This is a genomic window from Streptomyces sp. CB02058 (genome assembly GCF_001905505.1).
Taxonomy (GTDB): domain Bacteria; phylum Actinomycetota; class Actinomycetes; order Streptomycetales; family Streptomycetaceae; genus Streptomyces.
The window spans coordinates 873,484-887,199 of sequence record NZ_LIPG01000003.1 but is presented as its reverse complement, the minus strand read 5'-3'; the positions used below and the strand labels follow the sequence as shown (position 1 = coordinate 887,199).

At 73.0% G+C, this 13,716-nt stretch carries 9 protein-coding genes; 2 read left to right on the top strand and 7 right to left on the bottom strand.

Features of this window, described 5'->3' with window-relative positions:
• The first annotated feature begins 77 nt into the window (after nt 1-77).
• The gene (locus tag AMK10_RS17490) at nt 78-1,142 is read left to right on the top strand and encodes a lipoate--protein ligase family protein (protein ID WP_073748713.1); all 1,065 of its coding nucleotides are present in this window, start codon (nt 78-80) and stop codon (nt 1,140-1,142) included.
• A gap of 95 nt (nt 1,143-1,237) precedes the next feature.
• On the opposite strand, the gene AMK10_RS17485 is transcribed toward AMK10_RS17490, so the two are convergent.
• From AMK10_RS17485 to AMK10_RS17470, 4 genes are all read right to left on the bottom strand, one after another.
• Nucleotides 1,238-2,836, bottom strand: a complete 1,599-nt coding sequence (locus AMK10_RS17485; RefSeq protein ID WP_073748712.1) for an N-acyl-D-amino-acid deacylase family protein — start codon at nt 2,834-2,836, stop codon at nt 1,238-1,240.
• 74 nt (nt 2,837-2,910) lie between these two features.
• A complete protein-coding gene (locus tag AMK10_RS17480; protein ID WP_107428438.1) occupies nt 2,911-4,359 on the bottom strand; it encodes a Na+/H+ antiporter NhaC family protein in 1,449 nt (482 codons plus the stop codon).
• Between the two features lie 294 nt (nt 4,360-4,653).
• The gene (locus AMK10_RS17475) at nt 4,654-6,039 is read right to left on the bottom strand and encodes a diaminopimelate decarboxylase (RefSeq protein ID WP_073748711.1); all 1,386 of its coding nucleotides are present in this window, start codon (nt 6,037-6,039) and stop codon (nt 4,654-4,656) included.
• Nucleotides 6,040-6,193: 154 nt separating this feature from the next.
• Entirely contained in the window at nt 6,194-7,831 is a 1,638-nt protein-coding gene (locus AMK10_RS17470) for a PucR family transcriptional regulator (RefSeq protein WP_073748710.1), read from the bottom strand.
• Between the two features lie 267 nt (nt 7,832-8,098).
• Between AMK10_RS17470 and AMK10_RS17465 the strand changes: the two genes are divergently transcribed.
• Nucleotides 8,099-9,283, top strand: coding sequence for a spore photoproduct lyase family protein (locus AMK10_RS17465; protein ID WP_073748709.1), 1,185 nt, complete (start codon nt 8,099-8,101; stop codon nt 9,281-9,283).
• Between the two features lie 67 nt (nt 9,284-9,350).
• Here the strand turns inward: AMK10_RS17465 and AMK10_RS17460 are convergent, their stop codons facing one another.
• From AMK10_RS17460 to AMK10_RS17450, 3 genes are all read right to left on the bottom strand, one after another.
• A complete protein-coding gene (locus tag AMK10_RS17460; protein ID WP_073748708.1) occupies nt 9,351-9,857 on the bottom strand; it encodes a nucleoside deaminase in 507 nt (168 codons plus the stop codon).
• A 142-nt stretch (nt 9,858-9,999) separates the two neighbouring features.
• On the bottom strand, nt 10,000-11,229 hold the full coding sequence (locus tag AMK10_RS17455; RefSeq protein ID WP_241839567.1) for a YncE family protein: 1,230 nt from the start codon (nt 11,227-11,229) through the stop codon (nt 10,000-10,002).
• A 259-nt stretch (nt 11,230-11,488) separates the two neighbouring features.
• Entirely contained in the window at nt 11,489-13,708 is a 2,220-nt protein-coding gene (locus tag AMK10_RS17450) for an NADP-dependent isocitrate dehydrogenase (RefSeq protein WP_073748707.1), read from the bottom strand.
• Nucleotides 13,709-13,716: the final 8 nt, after the last annotated feature.

Sequence of the window (13,716 nt, the reverse complement as noted above, 5' to 3'; positions counted from 1 at the left end):
CGTATCTCCGGATGCCGGAGCCGGGTGCCGGAGCGACAGGCTCAGGTCCGTACCGCGCGCCGGAAGGGAACGAAGCCGTGCATGGCGAGTACAAGGTGCCCGGGGGCAAGCTGGTCGTCGTGGATCTGGACGTCGTACAAGGCGTCCTGCGCGACGTGAGGGTCGCCGGGGACTTCTTCCTGGAACCCGACGAGGCGATCCTCGCGATCGACGGGGCCCTGGAGGGCGCTCCCTCCTCGACCGACGCCGCGGGGCTGGCGGCCCGGATCACGGCGGCTCTGCCGGAGTCGACCGTCATGCTCGGACTGACCGCGGAGGGCGTCGGCATCGCCGTCCGGCGGGCGCTGGCCCGTGCGACCGAGTGGGCCGAACACGACTGGCAGTTGGTGCACATGGAGCCGCAGGCTCCTGCCCTGCACATGGCGCTGGACGAGGTCCTCACCGCGGAGGTCGCCGCCGGGCGGCGGGCCCCCACGCTGCGGGTCTGGGAGTGGGCCTCGCCCGCCGTGATCATCGGCAGCTTCCAGTCCCTGCGGAACGAGGTGGACCCGGAAGGGGTGGCGAAGCACGGCATGTCCGTGGTCCGCCGTGTCTCCGGTGGCGGCGCCATGTTCGTGGAGCCCATGAGCACGATCACGTACTCCCTCTCGGTGCCCGAGTCGCTGGTCTCGGGCCTCTCCTTCGCCGACAGCTACGCCTACCTCGACGACTGGGTCCTGGGCGCGCTCGGCGACATGGGCATCAAGGCCTGGTACCAGCCGCTCAACGACATCGCCACCGAGGCCGGGAAGATCGCGGGCGCCGCCCAGAAGCGGATCGTCGGCCCCGACGGCGGTCCGGGGGCGGTCCTGCATCACGTGACGATGTCGTACGACATCGACGCGGACAAGATGCTGGAGGTCCTGCGCATCGGCAAGGAGAAGATGTCCGACAAGGGCACCCGGAGCGCCAAGAAGCGCGTCGATCCGCTCCGCCGCCAGACGGGGCTCGCCCGGGAGCAGGTGATCGAGAACATGATCGCCTCGTTCCGTGACCGCTACGGGCTGACCACCGGCGAGGTCACGGCCGAGGAGATGGCCCGGGCGGAGGAGCTGGTGCGGACGAAGTTCGCCACGGAGGAGTGGACCGCGCGGGTGCCGTAGACAGGGTGCCATGGGCTCCCGGCCGTGGGGTCCCGGCAGTCTTCGCGCCCCGACGGCCGGCCGCCTCCCCTGCCCGGGAGGCGGCCGGGGCCACGTCAGACCGCGGCCGGTTCGCGCCGCAGCACGCGGCCGGGGCGTGCTCCGGTCGTCCCGCCGTCGCGCAGGACGAACTCGCCCGCCACCAGGACGTGCCGTGTCCCCTCGGCGTACTGCCACGGCTCGGCGTACGTCGCCAGGTCGGCCACGGCCGCCGGGTCCAGCACGACCAGGTCGGCGACCTGCCCGGCCGCTACGGTCCCGCGGTCGGCGAGGGGCAGGCGGGAGGCGGGCAGGGACGTCATCTTCCGTACGGCGTCGGCGAGTCCCAGCACGTCGCGCTCGCGGACGTAGTGGCCGATGACCCGGGCGAACGTCCCGAAGTTGCGCGGGTGCGGGTGTCCGTCGCCGGGGACCCGCAACACCCAGCCGTCGCTGGCCACGGCGCTGCCGGGATACCGCAGCACGGTGTCAACGTCGTCCTCCGCCATCGCGTGGTTGACGATCATCACCTCACCCTGGTGCGCGGCCAGCACGTTCAGGACGGCGGCCGCGGGTTCCACGTCCTCGTCGCGCGCGATGTCGGCGATGCTGTCGCCGACCCGGTCCTCGTAGCGGCCGGGGCCGAGCATGGCGATGACGACGCCCTCGGGCAGGAAGGTGCGCCCGACGGCGGGGCGCAGGTCGTCCAGGATCCTGGCCCGCGTCTCCGGGTCCCCGAGACGTTCCAGGAGCCCCGCCGAACCGCCGTCCATGGCCCAGTCGGGGAGCCGGGACGTCAGACGGGTCGAGGACGCGGTGTACGGATACACGTCGCAGGCAACGTCGACGCCCTCGGCCACCGCCGCCCCGATGAGGCCGAGCGCGGTGTCGACCTTGCCGTGGTTGGCCGGCCCCATGGCCTTCAGGTGGGAGATCTGGAGCCGTACGCCCGACTCCCTGGCGACGAGCAGCGCCTCCTCGACCGCCTCGACCAGATGGTCTCCCTCGTCCCGCATGTGGGTGGCGTACAGCAGCCCGCGGCGGGCCGCTTCGGCGGCGAGGGCGACGATCTCGTCTGTGCCGGCGAAGGACCCCGGCGCGTAGATCAGCCCGGTGGACATCCCGAAGGCACCCTGCTCCGCGGCCGTCGCCAGGAAGGCACGCATCGCGTCGAGTTCGGCGGGCCCCGCCACGGTCCGCGCGTCTCCCATGGCCGCGGCGCGCAGGGCACCGTGGCCGACGAGCGGCGCGATGTTGAGGGCCGGTGCGGCGGAGTCCACGGCTGCGGCGAAACCGTCCAGATCGCGCCACTGCGCCCCCGCGAGGGTGCCGGGGCCGCCGGCGGCCGGGTCCTCGCCGGGCGCCAGCGGGAAGGGGCTCAGCCCGCAGTTGCCCGTCACCACCGTGGTGACGCCCTGCCGCAGACAGGCCTCGGCGTCGGGCTGCGCCAGTACGGAGAAGTCGGCGTGGGAGTGCAGATCGATGAACCCGGGTGTGACGGTCAGCCCCGTGGCGTCGAGCACCTCGGCCGCGCGTGCGTCCGGATCCGGGTCGCCGACGTGGACGATACGGCCCGCGCGCACACCGATGTCGGCGTACCTGGGTTCGGCCCCGGTGCCGTCGATCAGGGAACCCCCGGTGATGAGCAGGTCGTAGGGCGTGGTCGGGTGGGACATCGGTTTCTCTCTCTCGCGACGTTCTTCCCGTACGGACGGTGCGTACGGGTGGGGCACCGGCGGCGCGCCACCGGTCACAGCAGCACCGTCAGCAGGATCGTGTACAGCGCACACGCGGGGATCAGCAGGGCCCATCCGGTGCACAGGAGATACGGGAGCCTCCGCGCGCGGGCGAGTCCCATGGCTCCGACCATGTTGGCGTTGGGCAGCGGCCCGTAGGTGTCCGCCTTGGAGGCCCACAGCAGGATGATCACCCAGGCCGCGGGACCGATGCCGAGTTCGGTCCCCAGCGGGCCGAACACCTCGCCGATGAGCACCACCTGGGCCGCGGTCGCACCCGGGACTCCGACCCAGCCCAGCGCGGCCACGGCCAGCGCGAACGGCAGGGCCGACATGCCGCTGAGGGCCGGGCCGTAGGTCTCCAGGACGACGTCGTACGGCTGCACCAGGTCGATGAAGCCGAACAGCGCGGAGAGCAGCCAGAACAGCAGGAGCATCGGCAGCAGGCTCCGCGCCCCGGTGAGGAACGCCTTGACGGCGCGCAGGGGCGAGAGCCGGGCGGCAGCGGCGGTGCACACGGCCATCAGGGGCAGGGCCATCAGCGGGAAGGTCGTGCCGGCCTCGGTCAGGGCCGCGTACAGGACGGTGAGCGCGAGCACGGTGACGAAGGCCCAGGTGGCATGGCGTGTGCGGGCCGCCGCGACGGGGTCGGCCGGGCTGTCGTCGGGGGTGTCCTCGGTGACCTCGTCGGGCCGGTAGAAGTCGTCCTTGGCCGCGCTGCGCCGCTGGACCCAGGGCACGACGACGGCGGCGAGGAGCAGCGAGAGCACGGCCAACGGACCCGCACCGACCAGCAGATAGGTCAGGTAGCCGGTGTCGGCGGTCTTCATGATCGCGATGTTGGAACCGGCGAAGGGGGCGAGGGCGAGTCCCGCGCAGCCGCCGAGGAACATGGTCGCCGCGGTCGCCGACCTGGTGAAGCCTGCCCTGGCGGCGACGGGGACGAGCAGCGGCGCGGCGATGGCGAGTGCCCCCGCGAGGGTGCCGAGGCCCGCGACGAGCACGAGGCAGGCGCACAGCATCCCGTACATCAGGGCGATCCGGCCGTGGCCCGCCGCGATGCGCAGGATGCCGCGGACCAGGGAGTCGGCGACGCCGGTGACCCGGAGCACCTCACCGACCGCCGCGCCGAGCACGATGATCAGGCCGATGACGGTGACCGGGTCGGTGACGGAGCTGCCCAGGACGCCGACGGTGTCGCCGGCCGGGGGCAACGCGACGAGTGCGGCGCCTGCCACGGCGATCGCCGTGACGGTCACCAGGTTCATGCCGGTGAGCGCGAGGACGGCGTAGAGGCCGATCGGCAGCAGGCCCCACATGGTGGGCGCGGTGCTGAGCAGACCGGCCACCAGGCAGGCCGTGAGGGCGACGGCGGCAGCCGCCCACGGCAGCGCGCGCCGTAGCGGGGACGGCGGGGCGGATGCGGTACCGGCCGCGGGTCCGGCGGTGACGGACTGGGTCATGTGAAGTCCTTCTGGCGGGCGGGGGAAGGGGCGGCGGCGGGTGCGAGCGCGGGAGGGGTGGGCCCGGCGTGTGCAGGACGCACCGGAGTGCGGGGGCGTTGTGGTGGCGGGTGGCGCCGGCGGTGACGTTCCGGCAGGGGGTGCGCCGACAGCCGGTGCCCCTGCGGTGGGTGCACCGGGTGGAGGTGGCACCGGCAGGGGGTGCGCCGGTGGTACCGGGAGGGTCCGGGGAGCCCTCAGGGCCTCTCGTTTGGATCTTGGCGGGCTCGCGTGCCCTGATCCAAACGAAAGGCCCTAGACCGAACGGCCCCGGGAAACCAGCGCGTCGGCGTGGGCGAAACCGCTCTCCGCCGAGATCTCGTCGAGCGTCTGGGGTGCGCGGACCGTCGTCAGCCGTACGGCGCCCTCGCGATCGGCCGTGAAGCCGTGGACGCCGGGCCGGGGCAGGCTGTTGTACGCCCAGTGCGTCGAGAAGTAGTAGGCGCCGGTGTCGTACAGGACGACGAGGTCGCCCTCCGCGAGCTCCGGCAGCTCCTGGCCGTGGGCGACGACGTCACCCGCGAAGCAGCACGGCCCCGCGATGTCCTGGCTCAGCGGCGCGCCCGTCCGGGGACCGCCCTCGGCGTCGAAGGCGCCGACCCGCAACGGCCATGCCTCGGGCATCAGGACGGTGCGCGTGGCGGTCTGGGCTCCCGCGTGGGTGACGGCGATGCGCCGACCTCCGGCTTCCTTGGTGTACTCCACGCGGGCACCGATGAACCCGTTCTTGGCGAGCAGGGAGCGGCCGAACTCCGTGACGAGCGCGTAGCGGCCGTCGAAGAGGTCCGGGACGGCCGCGAGGAGCGCCCGGGTGTACTCGGCGAAGGTCGGGTGCGTCTCGTCGTCGTCGAAGTTGACGGGCAGTCCGCCGCCGATGTCGAGGCTGGTGATCTGCCGCCTGCCCAGCGTCCGGTTGATCTCCTCGGCCAGCCGGTACGTCTGCGCGATGCCCTCGGCGATGAGTTCCAGCGGGCATCCCTGGGAGCCGACGTGGGCGTGGAGCCGGGTCAGCCAGGGGCGTTCGGCGAAGGCGCGCACGACGCGCTCGCGCGCACCCGGATCGCGCAGCGCCACGCCGAACTTCGAGGTCGCGGTCGCGGTGCTCATCGCTCCGATGGACCCGCCTCCGACCTGGGGGTTGACGCGCAGTCCGACGACCGAAGCGCTGTGCGCCGGGCGGAGCTCGTCGATGCGGCGCAGCTCGTCGAGGTTGTCGGCGTTGACCGCAACGCCCAGGGCGAGTGCCTCGGCGATCTCGTGCCGTGTCTTGGCGGGCGAGTCGAGGACGATCCGCGAGGGCTCGACCCCGGCGTCGAGTGCGATGCGCAGCTCCCCCGGGCTCGCCACCTCGCAGCCCATGCCGAGCCCGGCGAGCAGCCGGAGCACGGGGACGAGGGAGGCGGCCTTGACGGCGAAGGTGTGGAGCACGTCGGGGGCGCGGTCGAAGGCGGCGTCGAGGCTCGCGACCGAGGCGCGGATTCCCTCGGTGTCGAGAAACCCGGCGACCGGTTGTTCCTCCGAGATGAGTCCGGTGGCGACGGCGCGCCGCAGCACGGCGGAGACACGCTGCGCCGGGGAGAGGGCGGCCGGTTCCGGACGGAGGACGGCTGGTTCCTGGGAGAGGTCGCTGGGAGAGGTCACGGGGGGTCTTTCCGGTGGGGCTGTGCCACGGGTGCGCGAGCGGCGTGGCGGGATGGGGAAAGGCTCGCCCCCGCACCCCCCGCCCGTCTTCGTCGTCCGGGACAAAGCGGCGCCGGTATTTTGGCCGGGCGCACGAACACCGTCCCAAACCCGCTCAGACCACCCCGGTCAGACGTACCGCCAGGGCCAGGACCAGCCGGGTGTCGGGGTCGTCGAGGTCGATGTCGAAGCGCTCACGGACCCTCCTCAGCCGGTACCGCAGGGTGTTCGGATGCAGCGTCAGGCGCCTGGCGGCCTGCGGGACGTCCCCCGCGGTCTCCAGATAGGCCGCGAGGGAACGCACCAGGTCACCGCCCGTGGCGAGGTCCGCGCGGATCAGCTCGTGCACGGGTCCCGTGCCCGCCTCCCATACGGGACGCACCGCGTCGAGCATGTTCAGGGCGTCGATCGTCGGCCCCACGTCGCCGGGCCCCGCGTGCCGCACGGGGCGCGGGTCGCGCCCCCGGGCCTCCCGCTCGCGCAGTGCGCGGACGACCAGCAGGGCCTTCTCGTACGACAGTGAGGCCTCCAGCCCCGACGGTACGGTCTGTCCCGCGCCGGTCCAGACGGGCGCCGCGTCCGGGATGCCGGCCGCCAGCGCGTCGAGCTCGCGGGCCAGGGCGAGGGCCTCGCGCCGGCCGTCGGCGCCGTCGCTCACGGGCAGCAGCACGGCGACCTGGTCCTGTTCGCGCAGGGCGCGGGCCGTGGGCCGCGAAGCGGTGGCCTGGATCGCGAGCGCCTCCAGGGTGCGGTCGGCGCCCGCCGCCTCGGCGTCTCCCCGTACGGCGACGACGACGGCGCACGGGGTGTCGGGCGGAAGGCCGAGCGACCACAGGTGCGCCCGCCGGTCGCCGTTCCCGTGCAGCAGGCCGCGCAGGGCGTACGCCTCGCGCCGCACGGTGCCGCTCTCGCGCAGCCGGTGCCGGAGCAGATGGGGCACGGCGAGGGCGGCGGCGCGGCGCAGCACCTGGGCCGCGTCGGGGGAGAGCCGCTGTCCGTCGGCCGCAGCCCACAGCGATCCCAGCATCTCGCCGCCGCTGCGGACGGCGACGATGAGGCGTTCGGGGCTGTCGCCGTCGGCGGCCCGGTGGATGACGTCCTGGGAGGTCCAGAGGGCGCGCAGCAGCCCGCTGCGGCGCAGCTCGGCGACCCGCCGCTCGGGCACCCGGCCGCTCAGGATCGTGGACCGGCGCACCCCGTCCGCGTCCGGGCCCGTCGCGGAGTGGGCGAGTACACGGAACTGCGTGTCCTCCACGGTGATCGAGCCGCGGCACTGACGGGCGGTGGCCGAGGCCAGAGCCGCCAGTCCCCCGCCGGCGTAGTCCGCCATCGGGTCGGTGCGGCCTGCCGAAGCGAAGGCGGTCGCCGAGCGCAGCAGCGCGATGGTGTCGCCCCAGTCCGCCCAGGCGGCGCGGGCGAGCAGCGCGATGCCGCACTCCTCGGCCGCCGCGAGGGCCTCGTCCGGTACGGGTGCTCCCTCGGCCTCCCGCAGCACCACCGCGGCGGCGCCGCGCCGGGCGGCCTCCCGTACGGCGGCGGGCGCGGCCGTCAGGTCCGGCGGGAGCCCCGCCGCCAGCACGATCCGCCCGTCGTGCGGGCGGGCCGCCCCTTCGTCGCCGATGATCACGCCGTGGACCGTGGCGTCCTGCCCCGCGGGGGCGAGCAGGAGGCGCAGGACGCCGTCCTCGTCGTAGGCGAGGATCTGGCGGAGCGTGACGTGGTCCGGGCCGCTGCCGGTGGTGCCTGACGTCATGCGCCGAGGATACGAGCCGCGCGGCCACCGACGGGCGGCCGTCCGGGCGGGCGCACCGTGCGTGCTCCGGCGTTTTCGGCGTGCCGTGGACGACGACTAACCTGGACGACAGGGCCACGCCCTCGGGCACGGCTCGCAGCGGAGGTCCGGGACCGTGCGGTCGTGGGCGTTCCGCCCCGGTCCACCGTCCACCACCAGGCCCCCGTCCGACAGCCGGACGGGCGTGCCTGCCACCGGCCCCGAGCGACGACAGACCCTGGAGCAGCCATGGACACCCCCCGCTCCGCCGGCGAGCCGGAGGCGGCCCAGGACGGTCTGTTCGGCCTCGAAGACGTCCTCGGCGAGCCGGAAGCCGGAGGTCCGGCCGGACCGCTCTTCCGTGACTCCGAGGAAGCCCGCAGGATGTTGTCCGTACGCCGGATCCATGCCGAGCCGGCCGCCGCGGCCTCTCCGCGCGGCAGGCAGATCGTGGCGCGGTACCCGGAGGCCGAGGTCGTCCCCACGGATTCGCACTGGCGCATCCCCGAGCTGCACGGCAACCAGGGGAACGCCGAGCGCTGGGTGCGGATCAAGAGCACGGTGCTGGTGCTCGGGGAGAAGAAGACACTGACCGTACGGCCCAACGGGCGGTCGGCGGACTGGATCGCTCCCGGCGCGGCGAACGGGTGCGCCATGGCGTGCGCGTACTGCTACGTGCCACGGCGCAAGGGCTACGCCAATCCGATCACCGTCTTCACCAACATCGACGCGCTCATCCACCGGTTGCGGCGCCATGTGACCGCCCAGGGGCCGAAGAAGGAGCCGAACCAGTGCGACCCGAGCGCCTGGGTCTACGACATCGGGGAGAACAACGACTGTGCGGTCGATGCGCTGATCAGCGAGAACACCGCTGATCTGGTGCGCGCCTTCACCCGCTGGCCGACCGCCAAGGCGTCCTTCGCGACCAAGTTCGTCAACCCCGATCTCCTGCTGCTCGACCCTCGGGGCCGTACCCGGGTGAGGTTCTCCCTGATGCCGGCGGACGACTCACGGCTGCTGGACATCCGCACCAGCCCGGTCCAGCAGCGCATCGAAGCGGCGGCGGACTTCGTCGAGGCCGGCTACGAGGTGCACTTCAACTTCTCACCCGTGGTGATCAGGCCGGGCTGGGAGCAGGCCTGGGCCCGGCTGCTCCAGAACATGGACGACGTGCTGCCCCGCTCGGTGAAAGAGCAGGCGGCGGCCGAAGTGATCATGCTGACGCACAACCGGGATCTGCACGACGTCAACATGGCCTGGCACCCGAGCGCCGAGGACGCCATCTGGCGCCCCGGGCTCCAGCAGGCCAAGCGCTCGGAGAACGGCAGCTGGAACGTGCGTTACCGCAACGCCGTCAAGGCGGAGGCGGTCGAGACCGTGCGCCGCCTGGTGCACACGTACACGCCGTGGCTGCCGATCCGCTACGCGTTCTGACGGCCGAGGCCGCCCGCCGCGCGCTCCGCAGGGGAGCCAGGCGGCGTAGCCGCACCGACGCGGCAGGTCAGGACCGGTGCCGGTCCCGGGTGTGCAGGTCCCGGTGCATCGCCCGCATCCGGTCGGTGAAGGCCGGAACCGGGCCCTGCACCTCCAGACCCGGCACGACGGACCGGATGTCCAGCGTGGCCACCGCCGAGGGTGCGACGCCGAGTTCGCCGAGCCACTGTGCGAGCTCTGCCGAGGAATGGGCGTAGACGATCTTCCCGAGGCCCACCCAGCCGTGCGCGGCCGCGCACATCGGGCAGTGCTCTCCCGAGGTGTACACCGCGGAGAGGGACCGTTCCCGGGGGTCCAGATGCTCCGCCGCCCAGCGTGCCAGCTCGAACTCCGGGTGCTGGGTGTGGTCCCCGGTGGTGCGGACCAGGTTGCGGGCCTCCCGCAGGACCTCCCCCTCGGCGTTCACCAGGACCGAGCCGAAGGGCTCGTCCCCGGCGTCGAGGGCTTCGGCGGCCAGGTCCACGGCCCGTGCCACGTGCCGGAGTTCGGCGTCGGTCAGCGGCGCAGTCGTCATGCTCGTACCCGTTCCTCGTACCAGGGCGTCCCGCGGACAGGGGAACGCCGGAGTCGTGTCCGGACCAGGAAAGCGCAGGTCCGCCCCCTCAGTGTCCACGAGGGGCCCCGGCGCCGGTGTCCTCGGGGCTCCGGACGGGTCTCTACAGCACCACGACGCCGAGGGGCCGCTCGCCTGCCTCCACGCGCCGTACCTCTCCCGTCGCGATGTCGACGACGCTGATGCCGTTCCAGTACCCGTCCCGGGTGAAGCCGCCCGAGACGTAGGCGGTGTCGCCGTCGGCCGAGACGGCGACGTCCTCGTGCGGGCCGTCCAGGGGGATGACGCGCTCCTCACCGCCGGGCGCGCGGACGGTCAGGGACGGGCCCTCGTCCTCGGCGGGGTCGATCGGACCGGTCCCGACGACGTACAGGGTCCCGTCGTCCGTGACCGTCGCTCCGTGCTGGTGCGTGTCGGCGGTCATGCGCTCGATCCGGACCCGCCCGGTGTCCGGGTCGGCCACCGCGAGGCGTTCGCCCTCGAAGGGGAGCAGGAGCGCGCCGTCCGAGGGGCGTACGGCCGTGTAGTGCGGCTTCAGCCAGGAACCGAGCCCGCCCTCCGTGCCGTACGGTGCCACCTCGATGCGGCGGCTCTTCCAGGAGCCGGAGTCCACGACCGTGACACCGAAGGAGTCGTGGTCGGTCGTGTAGACCTGCCGGCCGTCGCGCGAGACGTCGACGTCGAAGGGGCGGCGCCCGACCGGTACGGCGGTGACCACCTTCCGCTTCCCGGTGTCGACGACCTCGAGGGTGCCGTTGCCTCCGGGGACGTTGACCCCGACGTAGACGTGCTTCCCGTCAGGCGAGAGCGCGATCCCCATGCCGCCGCCCCGGTACTCCCCGGTCGTCACGGGGCCGGTGTCGGTCTCGTACGGGATCAGCGCGGTGCGTGCGCGGGTGGCGGTGTCGACCGCGGCCACGCCCTCCGCCGTCGCCACCCACGCGGTGCCGTCGTCGCCGAGCGCGATGCCGTACGGGGCGGTGCCGACCTTCACCGAGCCACGCCCGGACCCGCCGTCCGGCTCCGAGGGGTCGAGGAAGGTGACGCTGTCCGCCCCGAAATCGGTGACCAGGAGCATGCCGTCGCGCGTACGGACCGGTCCCTCCGCGGTGGACGCCGCCGTCGACGGCCGCGCGGACGCCTGCGCGGGGGCCGCCCCGCCGTCCGCCCCGCCGTCCGCGCATCCGGCGAGCGCCGCGACGAGGAGAACCGCGCCCGTGACGGCCGCCAGGCGTCTCCCGGCGCCCGGACCCGCGCCGCGCGGCTCCGCCGACGGCGCAGGAGGGGGTACGGCACCGGTGGGAGAGGACACCTCTTCCGCCCCGTGAGTCATCGCGGCTCCTCCGCCCTGTGAGTCATCGCGGACAGCTCCTTGTCGCCTCGTGCGGCCGGGGTGTCCCCGCCCGCTCCCTCCACCCTGCCCGGTCCTCCCCGCGCGGTCATCGGCCGCCCGGCCTCCCGCCCCGGCGCGGAACGGCTGACGGCGGGGTCGTCCGATCGGACGACCCCGCGCTCACGTCCGGACCACGCACGACCGCCCCGGCGGGCGGGTGCCTGCCGGGGCGGTCGTGATCGCGGGGTGCGGGCGGGGATCAGCCCAGGGTCGCGATGGCCTTGTTGAAGGTGGCCGAAGGACGCATGACGGCCTCCGCCTTCGCCGGGTCGGGCTGGTAGTAGCCGCCGATGTCGACCGGCTTGCCCTGCACGGCGACGAGCTCGTCGACGATGGTCTGCTCCTGCTCGGACAGCGTCTTGGCCAGCGGTCCGAACGCCTCGGCGAGCGCGGCGTCGGAGGTCTGCTGCGCCAGCTCCTGGGCCCAGTAGAGCGCCAGGTAGAAGTGGCTGCCGCGGTTGTCGATGCCGCCGAGCTTGCGGCTCGGGGACTTGTCCTCGTTGAGGAAGGTGCCCGTGGCCCGGTCCAGGGTGTCGGCGAGCACCTTGGCGCGCGCGTTGTCCGTGGTCGTGGCCAGGTGCTCGAAGCTGACCGCGAGGGCGAGGAACTCACCCAGGCTGTCCCAGCGCAGGTAGTCCTCCTTGACCAGCTGCTGGACGTGCTTGGGCGCGGAGCCGCCGGCGCCCGTCTCGAACAGGCCGCCGCCGTTCATGAGCGGGACGACGGAGAGCATCTTCGCGCTGGTGCCCAGCTCGAGGATGGGGAAGAGGTCGGTGAGGTAGTCACGCAGCACGTTGCCGGTGACCGAGATGGTGTCCTCGCCGCGGCGGATGCGCTCCAGGGAGAACGCGGTCGCCTCCTCCGGGGTCCGGATGGAGATGTCCAGGCCCTCGGTGTCGTGGTCGGCCAGGTAGGTGTTGACCTTGGCGATGAGGTTGGCGTCGTGCGCGCGGCCCTCGTCGAGCCAGAAGACGGCCGGGCTGCCGGTCGCGCGGGCGCGGGTGACGGCGAGCTTGACCCAGTCCTGGATCGGGAGGTCCTTGGTCTGGCACATCCGGAAGATGTCACCGGCGCCGACGGCCTGCTCCAGCACGACGTCGCCCTTGCCGTCGACGACCCGCACCGTGCCGGTGGTCGGGATCTCGAAGGTCTTGTCGTGGCTGCCGTACTCCTCGGCCTTCTGCGCCATCAGACCGACGTTGGGTACGGAGCCCATGGTCGACGGGTCGAAGGCGCCGTTGGCGCGGCAGTCGTCGATGACGACCTGGTAGACACCGGCGTAGCTGCTGTCCGGAAGGACGGCGATGGTGTCGGCCTCGTTGCCGTCCGGGCCCCACATGTGGCCGGAAGTGCGGATCATGGCGGGCATGGACGCGTCGACGATGACGTCGCTCGGCACGTGCAGGTTGGTGATGCCCTTGTCGGAGTCGACCATCGCCAGGGCGGGGCCCTCGGCGAGCTCGGCCTCGAAGGACGCCTTGATCTCGGCGCCCGCGTCCACGGACTCGAGGCCCTTGAGGATGCCGCCGAGACCGTCGTTCGGGGTCAGGCCGGCCGCCGCGAGCACGTCGCCGTACTTGGCGAAGGTGTTCGGGAAGAACGCGCGGACCACGTGGCCGAAGATGATCGGGTCGGAGACCTTCATCATCGTGGCCTTCAGGTGCACGGAGAACAGGACGTCCTCGGCCTTGGCGCGCGCGACCTGGGCGGTGAAGAACTCGCGCAGCGCGGCGACGCGCATGACGGCGGCGTCCACGACCTCGCCGGCCAGGACCGGGACGGACTCGCGCAGCACGGTGGTGGTGCCGTCGTCGCCCGCGAGCTCGATGCGCAGCGAGCCGGCCTCGCCGATGACGGCGGACTTCTCGGTCGAGCGGAAGTCGTCGACGCCCATGGTGGCGACGTTCGTCTTGGAGTCGGCGGACCAGGCGCCCATGCGGTGCGGGTGGGCCTTGGCGTAGTTCTTGACCGACGCGGGGGCGCGGCGGTCGGAGTTGCCCTCACGCAGGACGGGGTTCACCGCACTGCCCTTGACCTTGTCGTAGCGGGCGCGGACGTCCTTGTCCTCGTCGGTCCGCGGGTCGTCCGGGTAGTCCGGAAGCGCGTAGCCCTGCTCCTGGAGCTCCGCGATCGCGGCCTTCAGCTGCGGGATCGAGGCCGAGATGTTGGGCAGCTTGATGATGTTCGCGCCGGGAGTCTTGGCCAGCTCGCCGAGCTCGGCGAGCGCGTCATCGATACGCTGGTCGGCCTTGAGACGCTCCGGGAAGCCGGCGATGATGCGCCCCGCCAGGGAGATGTCACGGCGCTCGACCGTGACACCCGCGGTCGAGGCGTACGCCTCGATGACCGGCAGGAACGAGTACGTCGCCAGGGCAGGGGCCTCGTCGGTGTGCGTATAGATGATGGTCGAGTCAGTCACCGGGTGCT

Excerpts from the sequence above, each read along its gene's own strand:
- AMK10_RS17480 (WP_107428438.1), bottom strand. The coding sequence starts at position 4,359 with ATGACCCAGTCCGTCACCGCCGGACCCGCGGCCGGTACCGCATCCGCC.
- AMK10_RS17465 (WP_073748709.1), top strand. The coding sequence starts at position 8,099 with ATGGACACCCCCCGCTCCGCCGGCGAGCCGGAGGCGGCCCAGGACGGT.
- AMK10_RS17460 (WP_073748708.1), bottom strand. The coding sequence starts at position 9,857 with ATGACGACTGCGCCGCTGACCGACGCCGAACTCCGGCACGTGGCACGG.
- AMK10_RS17485 (WP_073748712.1), bottom strand. The coding sequence starts at position 2,836 with ATGTCCCACCCGACCACGCCCTACGACCTGCTCATCACCGGGGGTTCC.
- AMK10_RS17470 (WP_073748710.1), bottom strand. The coding sequence starts at position 7,831 with ATGACGTCAGGCACCACCGGCAGCGGCCCGGACCACGTCACGCTCCGC.
- AMK10_RS17455 (WP_241839567.1), bottom strand. The coding sequence starts at position 11,229 with ATGACTCACGGGGCGGAAGAGGTGTCCTCTCCCACCGGTGCCGTACCC.